The organism is Streptomyces sp. YIM S03343 (assembly GCF_054729195.1).
Map to the genome: position 1 here is coordinate 4,559,757 of NZ_JBPUKX010000001.1, position 15,980 is coordinate 4,575,736.

At 68.2% G+C, this 15,980-nt stretch carries 11 protein-coding genes; 8 read left to right on the forward strand and 3 right to left on the reverse strand.

All coding sequences use genetic code 11. The features are described 5' to 3' along the window. Window positions 1-272 precede the first annotated feature (272 nt). From ACSYGN_RS19695 to ACSYGN_RS19705, 3 genes are all read left to right on the forward strand, one after another. Complete coding sequence (locus ACSYGN_RS19695) at window positions 273-575, forward strand: hypothetical protein (protein WP_460397419.1); 303 nt, start codon at window positions 273-275, stop codon at window positions 573-575. 317 nt (window positions 576-892) lie between these two features. Then, window positions 893-2,014, forward strand: coding sequence for a peptidoglycan bridge formation glycyltransferase FemX (gene femX, locus ACSYGN_RS19700; protein WP_460397421.1), 1,122 nt, complete (start codon window positions 893-895; stop codon window positions 2,012-2,014). A 75-nt stretch (window positions 2,015-2,089) separates the two neighbouring features. Next, window positions 2,090-3,121, forward strand: a complete 1,032-nt coding sequence (locus ACSYGN_RS19705) for an alanine racemase (RefSeq protein ID WP_460397423.1) — start codon at window positions 2,090-2,092, stop codon at window positions 3,119-3,121. A gap of 113 nt (window positions 3,122-3,234) precedes the next feature. Here the strand turns inward: ACSYGN_RS19705 and ACSYGN_RS19710 are convergent, their stop codons facing one another. Both ACSYGN_RS19710 and ACSYGN_RS19715 read right to left on the reverse strand, forming a co-directional pair. Continuing rightward, entirely contained in the window at window positions 3,235-4,734 is a 1,500-nt protein-coding gene (locus ACSYGN_RS19710) for a glycosyltransferase family 87 protein (RefSeq protein ID WP_460397425.1), read from the reverse strand. A gap of 146 nt (window positions 4,735-4,880) precedes the next feature. Continuing rightward, a complete protein-coding gene (locus ACSYGN_RS19715; RefSeq protein ID WP_460397427.1) occupies window positions 4,881-7,481 on the reverse strand; it encodes a transglycosylase domain-containing protein in 2,601 nt (866 codons plus the stop codon). Window positions 7,482-7,843: 362 nt separating this feature from the next. Here ACSYGN_RS19715 and ACSYGN_RS19720 point away from each other — a divergent pair, with 362 nt between their 5' ends. From ACSYGN_RS19720 to ACSYGN_RS19735, 4 genes are all read left to right on the forward strand, one after another. Next, complete coding sequence (locus tag ACSYGN_RS19720; protein ID WP_460397429.1) at window positions 7,844-8,527, forward strand: PadR family transcriptional regulator; 684 nt, start codon at window positions 7,844-7,846, stop codon at window positions 8,525-8,527. Window positions 8,528-8,571: 44 nt separating this feature from the next. Then, window positions 8,572-9,654, forward strand: coding sequence for an inositol-3-phosphate synthase (locus ACSYGN_RS19725; RefSeq protein ID WP_460397431.1), 1,083 nt, complete (start codon window positions 8,572-8,574; stop codon window positions 9,652-9,654). A 109-nt stretch (window positions 9,655-9,763) separates the two neighbouring features. Further along, on the forward strand, window positions 9,764-11,041 hold the full coding sequence (locus tag ACSYGN_RS19730; RefSeq protein ID WP_460397433.1) for an MFS transporter: 1,278 nt from the start codon (window positions 9,764-9,766) through the stop codon (window positions 11,039-11,041). Window positions 11,042-11,199: 158 nt separating this feature from the next. After that, window positions 11,200-11,643 (forward strand): LppU/SCO3897 family protein, encoded by a 444-nt coding sequence (locus ACSYGN_RS19735; protein ID WP_460397435.1) that lies wholly within the window; start codon window positions 11,200-11,202, stop codon window positions 11,641-11,643. Between the two features lie 189 nt (window positions 11,644-11,832). Here the strand turns inward: ACSYGN_RS19735 and ACSYGN_RS19740 are convergent, their stop codons facing one another. Further along, a complete protein-coding gene (locus tag ACSYGN_RS19740; protein ID WP_460397437.1) occupies window positions 11,833-13,278 on the reverse strand; it encodes a CCA tRNA nucleotidyltransferase in 1,446 nt (481 codons plus the stop codon). Between the two features lie 261 nt (window positions 13,279-13,539). Here ACSYGN_RS19740 and ACSYGN_RS19745 point away from each other — a divergent pair, with 261 nt between their 5' ends. Beyond that, the gene (locus tag ACSYGN_RS19745; RefSeq protein ID WP_460397439.1) at window positions 13,540-15,939 is read left to right on the forward strand and encodes a DUF6049 family protein; all 2,400 of its coding nucleotides are present in this window, start codon (window positions 13,540-13,542) and stop codon (window positions 15,937-15,939) included. Window positions 15,940-15,980 lie beyond the last annotated feature (41 nt).

Consider the following 15,980-nt stretch of genomic DNA (forward strand, 5'->3'; position numbering starts at 1 on the left):
GTCGTTCCGTGGCAGGAGGGTTGTGATGCGTACGCAACGGTATCGGCCGCCACTGACAATCGGGGCGGCTGTCCCTGGATCCTGGCGGACCCCGGTCGCCGGCCCGGTCGATGGACCGCGGATGATCCGCGTGGCCTGGGCAGACACCGGTGCAGAAGATACAGAGTACCCGCACCCCGCTTCCGGTTGAAATCCGGCGGTCCGGGCCGTCAGTCTGTACACGTCGGGTGTGTAAGGCGCTACGATGCGCCGCCTTCCGCAGGAGGTGCCCCATGGCACAGGCATTGCGACCCAACACCGCCGGATCCCTCTTCGCCACGGACGGCAGGTCCCACCCCGTCCAGGACACCCTTACCGCGGTGACCCTGGTCCTGGGTGTGACGGCCCTCGTCACGGGGTTCTTCGACCACCTGAATCTGCTCGCCTCCTGGACCGGCCTCGTGGGGATCCTCACCGGGGCCTACGGCCAGTGGATCTCGGAGACCACGCGCGAACGCTTCGGACTGGTCCTGGGTCTCGGTGCCGCGGGAGTCGGCTTCTACCTCGGCATGGCGCACGGCGGCCTGTTCGGCTGACGCGCACGGCTCTCGCAGCAGTGCCCCGGACGCCGTAGCACCCGCGCGACTTCACGCAAGGGCACCCCGGACGCCGTAGCACGCCCCCGGAATCACCACCGGGATGCCACGCCGGACACGACACAAACCGCCGCACACACCACCACATCGACACCCCGCCATCACAGCGCAGCGGTCATGAAACGCCCCGGCCCCGAATCGGCCGGGGCGCGGCGTGCGTCCGCCCAGCCAGGCCATGGCCAAGGCGCAGTAGGCTTCGGCGCGTGAGCCGGAACCCCTGACCCATGGGGACACACCAGCCCGAGGAGCGCCCCGACATGAGCCTGACCCTGAGGACCATCAGCCGCGAGCAGCATCTGGCGTACATCCAGAGCCTGCCGGCGGCTAGTCACATGCAGGTCCCGGCCTGGGCCGACGTCAAGGCGGAGTGGCGCTCCGAGAATCTGGGCTGGTTCGACGGGCGGACCGGTGAGCTGGTCGGCGTGGGTCTGGTGCTCTACCGGCAGCTCCCCAAGATCAAGCGGTATCTGGCGTATCTGCCCGAGGGCCCGGTCATCAACTGGTTCGCGCCGAACCTGGACGACTGGATCCAGCCGATGCTGGCGCACCTCAAGCAGCAGGGCGCGTTCTCGGTGAAGATGGGCCCGCCGGTGATCATCCGGCGGTGGGACTCGAACTCCATCAAGCAGGGCATCCAGAACCCCGATGTGAAGCGGCTGCGCGACATCGAGGCCGACTTCATCGAGCCGCGCGCCTTCGAGGTGGCCGACAAGCTGCGCCGGATGGGCTGGCAGCAGGGCGAGGACGGCGGCGCGGGCTTCGGCGATGTGCAGCCTCGCTATGTCTTCCAGGTGCCGCTGGCGAATCGTTCCCTGGAAGAGGTCCACAAGAACTTCAACCAGCTGTGGCGCCGCAACATCAAGAAGGCCGAGAAGGCCGGCGTCGAGGTCGTCCAGGGCGGCTACCACGACCTCGAGGAGTGGCAGCGGCTGTACGAGATCACGGCGGTGCGCGACCATTTCCGGCCGCGCCCGCTGTCGTACTTCCAGCGCATGTGGACGGCCCTCAACACCGAGGACCCCAACCGGATGCGGCTGTACTTCGCCCGGCACAACGGGGTGAACCTGTCGGCGGCGACCATGCTGATCGTCGGCGGGCACGTCTGGTACTCGTACGGCGCCTCCGACAACATCGGCCGTGAGGTACGGCCGTCGAACGCGATGCAGTGGCGGATGCTCCGTGACGCGTACGCGCTCGGCGCCACCGCCTACGACCTGCGCGGCATCTCCGACTCGCTGGACGAGACCGATCATCTCTTCGGACTGATCCAGTTCAAGGTGGGCACCGGTGGTGAGGCCGCCGAGTATCTCGGCGAGTGGGACTTCCCGCTGAACAAGCTTCTTCACAAAGCACTCGACATCTACATGTCGCGCCGCTGACCCGGCACAATTGCCTCTCACCCCACATACGTCCCCCATCACGTCGAAGCAACAAGGAAGGGTCCGGGTCCGGCCATGGCGCTCACGCTCTACGTCGACACCGCGCGCTGGCGGGCGCACCACAAGCAGGTCCAGGAGCAGTTCCCGGGTCTCGTCCCGGTCTGCAAGGGCAACGGCTACGGCTTCGGTCACGAGCGGCTGGCGGAGGAGGCCACCCGCATGGGCTCGGACGTCCTCGCCGTCGGCACGACCTACGAGGCCGCGCGAATCAAGGACTTCTTCAGCGGTGACCTGCTGGTGCTGACGCCCTACCGACGCGGCGAGGAACCCGTCCCGCTGCCCGACCGGGTGATCCGCTCGGTGTCGTCCATCGACGGCGTCTACGGCCTGGTGGGGGCCCGGGTGGTCATCGAGGTGATGTCCTCCATGAAGCGGCACGGCATCAGCGAGCAGGATCTGCCGCAGCTGCACTCCGCCATAGAGAACATCCGTCTCGAGGGCTTCGCCATCCATCTGCCGCTGGACCGCACCGACGGCTCGGACGCCGTCGAGGAGGTCATCGGCTGGATGGACCGGCTGCGCGCGGCCCGGCTGCCGCTGCACACGATGTTCGTCAGCCATCTGCGGGCCGAGGAACTCGCGCGTCTGCGGCAGCAGTTCCCGCAGACCCGGTTCCGCGCCCGCATCGGCACACGGCTGTGGCTGGGGGACCACGACGCGACCCAGTACCGCGGTGCCGTCCTGGACGTCACGCGCGTCACCAAGGGCGACCGGTTCGGCTACCGGCAGCAGAAGGCGGCCTCGGACGGCTACCTGGTCGTCGTCGCGGGCGGTACGTCGCACGGGGTGGGTCTGGAGGCCCCCAAGGCGCTGCACGGCGTCATGCCGCGCGCCAAGGGCGTCGCACGGGCCGGCCTGGCCACGGTGAACCGCAACCTCTCGCCGTTCGTGTGGGGCGGCAAGCAGCGCTGGTTCGCCGAGCCGCCGCACATGCAGGTGTCGATCCTCTTCGTCCCTTCGGACGCGCCCGAGCCGAAGGTGGGCGAGGAGCTGGTGGCCCATCTGCGGCACACCACCACGCAGTTCGACCGTCTCGTGGACCGCTGAGGCCGGCTGAGAGTCCCGTACAACGCTGAGGGCCGTACACGGAATCGTCCGTGTACGGCCCTCGGTGTGTACGGCGTCCGCGGAGTCCCGCGGAACCGACAGGGGTTGTTCGCTCAGAGCGAACCGTCGGTGGGCTCGCGCGTGCCCCATTCCACGGGTGGCCCGCCGAACGGGACGGCGTGCTGCGGGGGACGGGCGGCGGAGCCGAGCACGAAGACGTCCTCCGCCCCGTCGAGCACACCACCCGAGGGGTCGTCGTCACCGGAGATGCGCACCACGTCCCGCTCCGGCAGGAGGATGTCCCGTACGACGACGGCGCACAGGTACAGCGTGCCCAGCAGATGCACGGCGATGGCCCAGTGGTAGCCGTGGGTGGGCAGACCCTTGTGGGCGTCGCCGCTGGTCGTGTACGCGAGGTACATCCAGATCCCGAGGTAGTACGTCACCTCGCAGGCCTGCCAGATCAGAAAGTCCCGCCACTTCGGCCGGGCCAGCACCGCCAGCGGGACCAGCCACAGAACGTACTGCGGTGAGTAGACCTTGTTGGTGACGATGAAGGCCGCCACCACCAGGAAGGCCAGCTGGGCGAAGCGGGGCCGCCGGGGCGCGGTCAGCGTCAGGACCGCGATACCGGCGAAGCACAGCACCACCAGGGCCATCGCGGCGGCGTTCACAAAGTCGGTGCTGGGCGGATTGGTGGTGTTCTGGGACCAGATGAGCCAGAAGGACCCGAAGTCGACGCCCCGCTCCTGGCTGAACCGGTAGAACTTCGACCAGCCCTCGAAGGCGAAGAGCATCACCGGAAGGTTCACCACGAGCCAGGCCAGGACCGTGCCGCCCAGGGCCCTGCCGAAGTCCCGCCACTTGCCCGCGCGCCAGCACAGCAGGAAGAGCGGGCCGAGCAGGAACACGGGATAGAGCTTGGCGGCCGTCGCAAGGCCCAGCAGAAGACCGAAGGCGAGGGAGCGGCCCCGGGACCACATCAGCATCGCGGCGGCCGTCAGAGCGACCGCCAAGAGGTCCCAGTTGATGGTGGCGGTCAGCACGAAGGCGGGCGCGAGTGCGAGCAGCAGGCCGTCCCAGGGACGGCGTGCCTGGGTGCGGGCCACGCAGACGGCGATGACGGCCGCGCAGACCATCAGCATCGCGGCGTTGACCATCCAGTACCACTGTTCCTGGTCCTGGACGCTGCCGCTGTGGGGGGTGAGCCAGGCGGCCACCTCCATGAACACACCGGTCAGCACCGGGTATTCGAGGTAGTCCATGTCGCCGGGCAGCTTGTCGAAGTAGGGCACGAGCCCGTCGGCGAAGCCCCGGCCCTGGTAGAGGTGGGGGATGTCCGAGTAGCAGGCGTGCGTGTACTGCGAACTGGCGCCGAAGAACCAGGCCCCGTTGTAGCAGGGCGCCTTCTGGACCAACCCGAGGGCGAACATCCCGATCGCCACGAACACGACCACCCGCACCGGGGTCCACCAGGTCGCCCCGAGCAGGGCGTGGCGCCCGATGGGGCCGCCGATCAGCTCGCTGCCGCTCGCGGCGATCTCGTCCTCCCTGGTCGGCAGCACGGGCTCGGGCTCGTCCACGCTCGCTGGCGTCGTTTCTGCACTGGGCATGGGGTCATCCTGCCGTACGAGGCTAGGAAACCCAGGAAACCCAGGAAACCTAGGTAAACACGGAGGGCCGCCGCACCTCGGGGGTGCGGCGGCCCATGTTTCACGTGAAACACCCTTGGCGGGCGATAACGGACCGGCTGGCCGTTCTAGCCTCCGAAGAGGCCGCCTCCGCCATTGCCTCTGGTGCTGGTGGCGCTCACCGACGGTGTCGAGGTCACCCCGCCAGTGGTGCCTCCCGTGGGGGTGCCTCCGTTGTCGTTGCACTTCCAACTGGGACCCCGGCAGGTGCTCGTCGCGGACGGCGTGGGCAGGTCGGGCGTCTCGCTCGGCGTGGCGCTGGGCGTGTCGCTCGGCGTCTCGCTCGGCGTGATGGTGACGGACGGGGTCGGCGACGGGGCGCCGTCCTCATTCTGGACCACACCGATCTTCTCGGCGTCCGGGAAGCCGGTGTCGGACTTCCCCTTCAGCGCGCCCTTCATGTACTCGGTCCACACCAGCGTCGGGATGTCACCACCGTGGATGGAGGCGACGCCCGCGGTGCCGTTCATGGAGAGCAGCTCGTGGTCCTTCGGGTTCTCACGGAACATCGTGACCGAGGTCGACAGCTGCTGGGTGTAGCCGACGAACCAGGCCGACTTGTTGCTGTCGGTGGTACCGGTCTTGCCGGCCGCCGTACGGCCCAGGGCCTTGGCGTTCTTGCCCGTACCGTTCTGGATCACGTTCTCCAGCGTGTCCGTGACATTGTTCGCCACGTTCGCGTCCATGGCCGTGGTGGCCTTCGGCTTGGTGAAGCGGGGCAGCTCCGTGCCGTTCCGCTTGACCGACGTCACCGAGTACGGATCGACATGCTTGCCCGACGCGGCGAACGTCGCGTAGGCGTCGGCCATGCGGATCGCGCTGGGCGTCGACGTACCGATGGCGAACGACGGGTTGAGGTCCTGCGACATGCTGTCCGGCAGGATGCCGGACGCCTTGGCCATGTCCCGCACCTTCGTCATGCCGACGTCCACACCGAGCTGCACGAACGGCGTGTTGATGGACTGCTCCATCGCCTTGCGCAGCGTGATGTAGCCCCAGGCGTGTTCGCTCTCGTTGCGCTGCCGGAAGATCGACTGGTCCTTGTTGAGGTAGTAGCTGCCGTCCGGCTTTCTGACCTTGAGGTTGTCGTCGCCGTTGTATTTGGCCAGCGGTGACAGACCATCAGGGGCCGTCTTGTACGTGCCGTCCTGCATGGCCGCGGCGAGCACGAACGGCTTCCACGTCGAACCGACCGGGACACCGGAGGTGTCGGCGTTGTTGGTGAAGTGGTTGTTCTCGTAGCCGTCGCCGCCGTACAGCGCGACGATCGCGCCGTCGTTGGGCACCACCGAGGCCGCACCGAACTGGACGTACTTGTCGAGGTCACGCTTCTTCGGGTCGAGACGGTCCTTCTGGATCTTCTTGACGGCAGCGTTGAGGGCCTCGACCTTCTTCTTGTCGAAGGTCGTGTAGATCTGGTAGCCGCCCTGGTCGAACTGGGTCTGGGTGATGTCGGAGTGCGCCAGGACGTACTTCTTGGCCGTGTCCACCAGGTAGCTGATCTGGCCGGTCATGCCCTTGGTCGCCTTGCGGCCGTCGGGCGTCGGGTACTTCTTGATGGCTTCCTGGTACTCGGAGTCCGTGAGGTGCTTGTCCTTGTGCATCTCGCTGAGGATCCAGCTCCAGCGGTCCTTGGAGCGCTGGGTGTTGGCCTTGGCCGTCGCCGTGGGGTCGAGGCCCTCGTTGCCTGCCGGGTCGTAGTACGTCGGGCCCTTGAGGAGGGCCGCGAGGACGGCGCACTGGCTCGGCGTGAGCTTGACCGCGTCCACTCCGTAGTAGGTCTGCGCGGCGGCCTGAATGCCGTAGGCGCCGCGGCCGTAGTACGAGGTGTTCAGATAGCCCTGGAGGATCTGCGGCTTCTTGAGCTTCGTGCCCACCTTTATGGAGATGAACATCTCCTTGAACTTCCGGGAGATCGTCTGGTCCTGGCTCAGGTAGGTGTTCTTGACGAACTGCTGGGTGATCGTCGAACCACCCTGCGTCTGCCCGCCCTTCGCCATGTTGACCAGCGCACGGGCGATGCCCATGGGGTCGACGCCGGAGTCCTGGTAGAAGCTCTTGTTCTCGGCGGAGATCACCGCCCACTGCATCGCCTTGGGGATCCGGTCGATGGTGACGTTCTGGCGGTTCACCCCGGTGCCGGTAGCCACCATCTGGTCGCCGTTGGACCAGTAGTAGACGTTGTTCTGCGACTTGGCCGCATCGTTCTCACTGGGGAGGCCCACCATGGCGTAGGCGACGCCGACCAGCGCCACCAGGCTGCCGAAGAAGAAGATGGACAGTCCGGAGACGAGCTTCCAGGACGGCACCCAGCGGCGCCAGCCGTACTTGTCGAAGCGGGGGTAGTCGACGAAACGCTTCTGCCCCGCGGCGCCGGCTCTGGCGCGGCCGGGACCGCCCGGGTCGGCGGGCCCGCGGCCGTTGTCGGGTGCCCTGCGACGGTTGCCAGGGCCTCTCTGTGAGGCGCGCCGGGCCTCGGCGCGGCTGCCGTACGGAAGCTCGTCGCCCCCGTGACGGTTCGACCCACTCGACCCATAGGAATCGGAAGGAGACCCGGTGGCGCCTCGCGGTGCCGCACGGCGGCCGGAGGACTGGCCGGACTGGCCGCGTCGGGCCTCGGCACGTCCGCCTCCCTGCGGCTGCGGCGGTTTGCGACGGTGCTCGCTCATCGAACGATTACTCCTCGGGCAGGCGCACCCTTGGGCGCCTGGAAACGGCGGCTGGTTTCCGGTCCCCCCGAAGTACGGATGTGGTCGGTCCTGCATTCACCCGTACTGCACCGGGGACGAGGACGCCCCCTGCTGTCACTCGGTTCCCGGTGGTGTGCATGGCGCACAGACTACGCACCGCAAAAACCCGCCGTGACCCGAAGTTCACCTCAAACCAGGCACTTCGGCGCCGATGAATCCATGATGTGACCCCGTTCACGATTGCCCCTCTTGTCGCATCAGGCAGGCCGTTCTATCGTCTTGATGTATCGAGTCGATACATCGGAGCGAGACAAGCGGAACGGGACCGGGAGGAGGCGACGATGAGCCGGCGTGCCGGAATCCTTGAGTTCGCTGTGCTCGGTCTGCTCCGCGAGTCTCCGATGCACGGCTATGAGCTGCGCAAACGGCTCAATACATCGCTGGGTGTGTTCCGTGCGTTCAGCTACGGGACGCTGTATCCGTGCCTCAAGACGCTGGTCGCCAACGGCTGGCTGATCGAGGAGACGGGGAAGACCCCCGAGGAGGCCCCTGCCGCTCCGCTCGCGGGACGTCGCGCCAAGATCGTCTACCGGCTGACCGCGGAAGGCAAAGAACACTTCGAGCAGTTGCTCTCGCAGACGGGTCCCGACGCGTACGAGGACGAGCACTTCGCCGCTCGTTTCGCGTTCTTCGGGCAGACGTCGCGCGATGTCCGCATGCGCGTGCTGGAAGGCCGCCGCAGCAGGCTGGAGGAGCGACTGGAGAAGATGCGCCTCTCGCTGGCACGCACACGGGAGCGGCTGGACGACTACACACTCGAGCTCCAGCGCCACGGGATGGAGTCCGTGGAGCGCGAAGTGCGCTGGCTGAACGAGCTCATCGAGAGTGAGCGGACCGGGCGGGACCTCGAAGGTCCCGCCGCGGGGGGATCCGCCCAGCAGGACATCGCAACTGGATCGACGGGCGGTCTGCCCCGTCCCGGGGACTCCCCGGAGACGGATTCGCCCGGCGACACCGCCACGTGACAGCCCGGTCAGGGCGTCACTCGCACACACAGGGAGCACCCGGAATGGGTTCGATTCGCGTAGCCATCGTCGGCGTGGGCAACTGCGCCGCCTCGCTGGTCCAGGGAGTCGAGTACTACAAGGACGCCGACCCGGAGTCCAAGGTCCCCGGCCTGATGCACGTGCAGTTCGGCGACTACCACGTGAGCGACGTCGAGTTCGTCGCCGCGTTCGACGTGGACGCGAAGAAGGTCGGCCTCGATCTCGCGGACGCCATCGGCGCCTCCGAGAACAACACCATCAAGATCTGCGACGTACCCGCCTCCGGTGTCACCGTCCAGCGCGGCCACACCCACGACGGTCTGGGCAAGTACTACCGCGAGACCATCGAGGAGTCCGAGGCCGAGCCCGTCGACGTCGTCCAGGTCCTCAAGGACAAGCAGGTCGACGTCCTGATCTGCTACCTGCCGGTCGGCTCCGAGGACGCGGCGAAGTTCTACGCCCAGTGCGCCATCGACGCCAAGGTCGCCTTCGTCAACGCTCTCCCGGTCTTCATCGCCGGCACCAAGGAGTGGGCGGACAAGTTCACCGAGGCGGGTGTGCCGATCGTCGGTGACGACATCAAGTCGCAGGTCGGCGCGACCATCACGCACCGCGTCCTGGCGAAGCTGTTCGAGGACCGCGGTGTCGTCCTGGACCGCACGATGCAGCTGAACGTCGGCGGCAACATGGACTTCAAGAACATGCTGGAGCGCGACCGCCTGGAGTCCAAGAAGATCTCCAAGACCCAGGCCGTCACCTCCCAGATCCCCGACCGGGACCTGGGTGCGAAGAACGTCCACATCGGCCCGTCCGACTACGTGCCGTGGCTCGACGACCGCAAGTGGGCCTACGTCCGCCTGGAGGGCCGCGCCTTCGGCGACGTCCCGCTGAACCTGGAGTACAAGCTCGAGGTCTGGGACTCCCCGAACTCCGCCGGTGTGATCATCGACGCCCTGCGCGCGGCGAAGATCGCCAAGGACCGCGGCATCGGCGGCCCCGTGCTGTCCGCGGCCTCGTACTTCATGAAGTCCCCGCCGGTCCAGTACTTCGACGACCAGGCCCGCGAGAACGTCGAGAAGTTCATCCGCGGCGAGATCGAGCGCTGACACTCGGCTCGCACACCGCGCACCGCGCGGTCAACTGCTCCTGCCAGGGCGGGAAGGGGTCCCCGGGTCGTCCGCCCGGGGACCCTCTCCGTATGTGAGGCTGAGCCCCATGCCCGTCGTCCGCGACCTGCGCGTCCTGCTCCGCTTCGTCGACTTCCGCCGTCTGCTCGCCGTACGGCTGCTGTCCCAGGGGGCCGACGGGGTCTACCAGGTCGCACTCGCCACGTACGTCGTCTTCTCACCGGAGAAACAGACCTCGGCCGCCTCGATCGCCTCCGCGATGGCCGTCCTGCTGCTCCCGTACTCCCTGGTGGGACCGTTCGCCGGGGTCCTGCTGGACCGCTGGCGGCGCCGCCAGGTCTTCCTCTACGGCAATCTGCTGCGCGCACTGCTGGCGGCGGGGACGGCCCTGCTGATGCTGAGCCACGTACCCGCCTGGCTCTTCTATCTGTCCGCACTGTTCGTCACCGCCGTCAACCGCTTCGTCCTCGCGGGTCTGTCCGCCGCACTGCCCCGGGTGGTCGACGCCGAACGCCTGGTGATGGCCAACTCCCTCTCCCCGACCGCCGGAACGCTCGCAGCGACAGCAGGAGGCGGGCTGGCCTTCGTCGTGCGGCTCGTGATCGCGAACTCCGACGCCACCGTCGTCCTGGTGGGCGCCGCCCTGTATCTGTGCGCGAGCCTGACGTCCCTGCTCATGCCACCGGAACTGCTCGGCCCCGACCGCGCATTGGTCCGGCCACAGCTGCGGACGGCCCTCAGCGGCACCGCGCGCGACCTCATGGCGGGGCTACGGCACCTGGGGGCACCGGAGCGCCGTGAGGCCGCCCGGGCGCTCGCCTCGATGACGCTCATGCGGTTCTGCTACGGCGCCCTGCTGGTCATGCTGCTGATGCTGTGCCGCTACGCCCTGAGCTCCACGACCAACGGCGGGCTCCGGCTGCTGGGGCTGGCGCTGGGCGTCTCGGGGGCCGGATTCTTCGCCGCCGCCGTGATCACACCCTGGGCCGTGGGACGGCTGGGTCCCGGGCGGTGGATCGCGGTGTGCGCCGCCTGTGCCGCGGTACTGGAGCCCGCGCTCGGACTCCCGTTCGCCACGGCACCTGTGATGGTCGCCGCCTTCGTGCTGGGGCTGACCACCCAGGCGGCGAAGATCGCCACGGACACCATCGTGCAGTCCACCATCGACGACGACTTCCGGGGCCGGGTCTTCTCGCTGTACGACGTGCTCTTCAACGTCGCCTTCGTCGGTGCTGCCGGAGTGGCCGCTCTGATGCTCCCGCCGGACGGCCGTTCGGCGGCACTGGTGCTCTCGGTGGCCGCTGTCTACGCGACAGTTGCTGCGGCTATGGCCCGCTTTGAGTATCGCCAAGTGTCACATCAATGACACAGCCCCCTCTCAGATTGCCAGGTTGTCAGAGGCGCCCGGTACTTTACGTGGGTCTTAACTCACGCTTTTCGCGCTCACGTTCTAGGGGGACCCCTGTGTCTGTTCCACCGCCGCCCCAGGGCCAGAATCCGTACGCCCAGACGCCGACTCCGCCCATGGGGCAGCAGCCCGTCCAGCCCGGGGTTCCCCAGCAGCCTTACCCGCCGCAGCAGCCGTACGCGCCCTTCCCCCAGCAGGGTGCCCCGCTCCCGCCGCCGCCCGCGCCGCCCCGGCGGGGAAAGAAGATGCTCCGTGTGCTGGGTGCGATCGCCGTCTTCGCTGTGATAGCCGCGCTGAAATTCGGCGCCGGCTGGTTCCTCAACCGTAACGACGCGGAGACCACCTCGGTGGGCTCCTGTATGCACAACGACGGCACCTTCAGCAACCCCGACCTCAACGAGGTCGACTGCTCGTCCAGTGGCGCCGAGTACAAGGTCCTTGAGAAGTTCGACGGCACGAGCGACCGGGACAAGTGCAAGTCCGTCACGGGCTCGACGATCTACTACCTCCAGAGTGGCGGCGGCCACGATGTGGTGCTCTGCCTGAAGGAAACCAAGTAACGGCAAGGCCGGTTCGACAGCGAAGGGGCGGTGTTTCACGTGAAACACCGCCCCTCGTCGCGTCCGGGCGCCCGCTGCACGCAGACCCGTCCTTAGATCCGCGCGTAGCCCCGTCCGTAGATCCGGCGCCATGTTTCACGTGAAACATGGCGCCGTTCCATGGTCCGGTCCATGGCCCGGTTCTATGGCTCAGCCCTGCCCGGCCCACCACTCCTTGAGGGCCGTCACTGCCGCATCGTGGCCCATCGGGCCGTTCTCCAGACGCAGGTCCAGCATGTGCTTGTACGCCTTGCCCACCACCGGCCCGGGCCCGACGCCCAGAATCTCCATGATCTGGTTGCCGTCGAGGTCGGGACGGATCGCGTCGAGCTCCTCCTGCTCCTGAAGCTCGGCGATACGTGCCTCAAGACCGTCGTACGCCCGTGACAGCGCGACGGCCTTGCGCTTGTTGCGGGTGGTGCAGTCGGAGCGGGTCAGCTTGTGGAGTCGGGTGAGCAGCGGTCCCGCGTCCCGGACGTACCGGCGCACCGCCGAGTCGGTCCACTCCCCGGTGCCGTAGCCGTGGAAGCGCAGATGGAGCTCGACCAGGCGCGAGACGTCCTTCACCAGCTCGTTGGAGTACTTGAGCGCCGCCATCCGCTTCTTCGTCATCTTCGCCCCGACCAGTTCATGGTGGTGGAACGAGACACGGCCGTCCTTCTCGAAGCGGCGCGTGCGCGGCTTGCCGATGTCGTGCAGCAGGGCCGCCAGACGGAGGGTGAGGTCGGGGCCGTTCTCCTCCAGCGCAATCGCCTGCTCCAGGACGATCAGCGTGTGCTCGTAGACGTCCTTGTGACGGTGGTGCTCGTCGCTCTCCAGCCGGAGCGCCGGCAGCTCCGGCAGCACATGACGGGCGAGGCCGGTCTCGACGAGCAGTGTCAGACCCTTGCGGGGGTGTGCCGAAAGGATCAGCTTGTTCAGTTCGTCCCGGACCCGCTCGGCCGAGACAATCTCCAGCCGCCCGCTCATCTCCTTCATCGCCGCGACGACCTCGGGCGCCACCTCGAAGTCGAGCTGCGCGGCGAACCGGGCTGCCCGCATCATGCGCAGCGGGTCGTCCGAGAAGGACTCCTCCGGGGTGCCCGGGGTGCGCAGGATCCGTGCGGCGAGATCTTCGCGCCCGCCGTGCGGATCGATGAACTCCTGCTGCGGCAGCGCCACGGCCATCGCGTTCACCGTGAAGTCACGCCGGACGAGGTCTTCCTCGATGGAGTCTCCGTACAACACCTCGGGCTTGCGGGAGGTCCGGTCGTACGCCTCCGACCGATAGGTGGTGACCTCGATCTGGTAGCCGTCCTTCTGCACGCCGACGGTGCCGAAGGCGATCCCGACCTCCCACACCGCGTCCGCCCACGGCCGCACGATCTTCAGGACGTCCTGGGGGCGGGCGTCGGTGGTGAAGTCCAGATCGTTGCCGAGCCGGCCGAGCAGCGCGTCCCGGACCGAGCCGCCCACGAGGGCCAGGGAGAACCCGGCCTGCTGGAAACGGCGGGCCAGGTCGTCGGCGGCGGGGGCCACCCGCAGCAGCTCGGTCACGGCGCGTCGCTGCTCCTGACTCAGGGTGGTGGAGTAGGTGTCTTCGTTGGCGTTCGGCACAACAGAAGAGGGTACGGTGCCCGGACCGACGGCCGCGCCTCCATTAGGTTCGGACGATCACCTGGGCCCATACCAGCCCGAGAACCACCGTTGTGACTTTCGTCGTCTCTCCCCTTATACAGGCGCATAACGAGCCGCTCGGCGAATTCTCCGATCTTGTGGAGGCCCTCCGTGGCACTTCCGCTCAGCGGGCATCGTTACCATGCGTGGACGTACATTGCGACGACCACTGACCACTGACGACAAGGGACGGGCGAGCGCGTGGCCGAGGCGGCAGACTTCCAGGGGACGGCTCCCTCACCTGCCCGCCGGTGGCTGCGCCGGGCCGGAGCGCTGCTCGCCGGCGCGCCCCTGCTGGCCGGTGTGCTCCAGCTGCCCGCCGCGGCATCTCCTCAGACGTCCGCGGCGGCCTCCGCGAAGGAGGTGTCCGGCTCCAGCACGGTCGCCGTCTCGCTGGACGCCCTCACTCCCAGCGCCCCCACCGACGGGGACACGCTGACGATCACCGGCACGCTGACCAACAAGAGCAAGCAGACCGTCACCGACGCCCATGTGGGCCTGCGTGTCGGCTCCGTCCTGACCACCCGCTCCGCGATCGACACCGCCGCCGGCCGCTCCGGCTATGTGCCCGGTGCCGACGCCGAGGAGATCGGCGGCAAGTACGTCGAGAAGTTCGCCAAGCTCACCCCCGGCGTCGCCGAGCACTTCAGCATCTCCGTGCCGGTCGGCAAGCTCGACCTCGGCGCCGACGGCGTCTACCAGCTCGGTGTCTCCCTCTCCGGGCAGACCTCGGCACAGCCCTGGGAGCAGGTGCTGGGCATCCAGCGGACCTTCCTGCCCTGGCAGCCCGACGAGGCGAGCACCCGAACGAAGACGACGTACCTCTGGCCGCTGATCTCCACCGTCCACATGACCGCCGAGTCGGGTCCCGGCGAGCAGCAGACGCGGGTGTTCCTCGACGAGGACCTCACGAAGGACCTCGCGCCCGGCGGACGACTGGCGGAGCTGGTGTCGCTGGGCAAGAACCTCGATGTCACCTGGGTCCTCGACCCCGATCTGCTGGCCGCCGTCGACGCCATGACCCGCACCTACAAGGTCAGGAACAACGACGGCACCACGACCGCGGGCACCCAGCAGGCGGTCGCCAAGCAGTGGCTCGCCGCACTCCAGCAGGCCGTGGCGGGCAAGGAGGTCGTCGCCCTGCCCTACGGCGACCCCGACCTCGCCTCCCTGGCGCACAACGGCACCGGCGTCACCGGTTCGCTGAACCAGCTGAAGGCGGCCACGGATGCCATCGAGAACACGGTCGAGCCGATCCTCCACGTCAAGCCGTCCACGGACTTCGCCTGGCCGGTGAACGGCGCGGTCGACGCGTCCATCGTCAAGGTCGCCACCTCCGCGGGCGCCGACGCGGTGATCGCGCGCAGCGACAGCCTCGAGGAGACCGGCGGCCTGACCTACACACCCTCCGCGGCCCGCCCCATCGGCGGCGGCACCACCGCGGTCGTCGCGGACGCCCGGCTGTCGACGGTGTTCCAGGGCGATCTGACCGAGGCCGGTGCGAGCACGCTCGCCGTCCAGCGGTTCCTGGCCCAGAGCCTGGCCGTCGGCCTCCAGTCGAACAAGCAGCGCAGCATCGTCGTCGCCCCGCAGCGCATGCCGTCCGCGAGCCAGGTCCGGGCCATGGCCGAGGCCGTCACGGCGCTCCAGGGCAGCACCTGGTCCCAGGCCCAGGAACTCACGGCGGCCGCCAAGGCCAAGCCGGACCCGGGCGCCACCACCAGGGTCCCGTCCGGTTCCTCGTACCCGACGTCACTGCGCCGCCAGGAACTGCCGAAGCAGGCCTTCGCGCAGATCGCGGTCACGCAGGACAAACTCGACAACTTCAAGGTCGTCCTCACCGTCAAGGCCCGTGTGGTGACCCCCTTCGGACGGGCCGTCAACCGTGAGATGTCCACGTCGTGGCGGGGCCGTCCCTCCCAGGCAGCCGACTACCGGCAGGACGTGGAGGGCTATCTCGACGACCTCACCGACGAGGTCAAACTGATCGACAAGTCCGAGACCAAGCTCTCCGGGCGCAGTGCCACGATCCCGGTGACGGTGCAGAACAACCTCGTGCAGGGCGTCCAACATCTGGTGCTGCGGCTCACCTCGACCAACCCCACCCGGCTCAAGATCGGCGGCAAGGCCTACCAGGAGCAGCGCGTCGCGGTGTCCGGCGGCCACAGCCAGTCGGTGAAGTTCACCACGTCCGCGAACGCCAACGGCCAGGCGACAGTGATCGCTCAGCTGTACACGGAGGACGGCCAGGCATACGGTCAGGCCGTCACCTTCGATGTGAAGGTCACCGAGGTCACGGCCACCGTGATGCTGGTCATCGGTGGCGGCGTCCTGCTGCTGGTGCTGGCCGGCTTCCGGATGTACACGCAGCGCAAACGCGCGGCCGCCCGGGAGGCCACTGCGGACGGCCCCGACGGCGCGGGCGATCCCTCCGACAGCACCGGGCACACCGGAACCCCCGGGACCACGGAGGACCGTCCGGCGGAGGAGTCCGGCGCCGAGTCCCGGGCAGACGCCCCGGAGCAGCCGAGTGACCCGACACCGGACACCGCTCCGGAAAGCGCCGCCCCGTCCGGCACGGGTGAGAGAGTGGACCGTTGAGCGATGTCGTGGCCGGTGGGCCGGGGACGATGAGGTGGGGT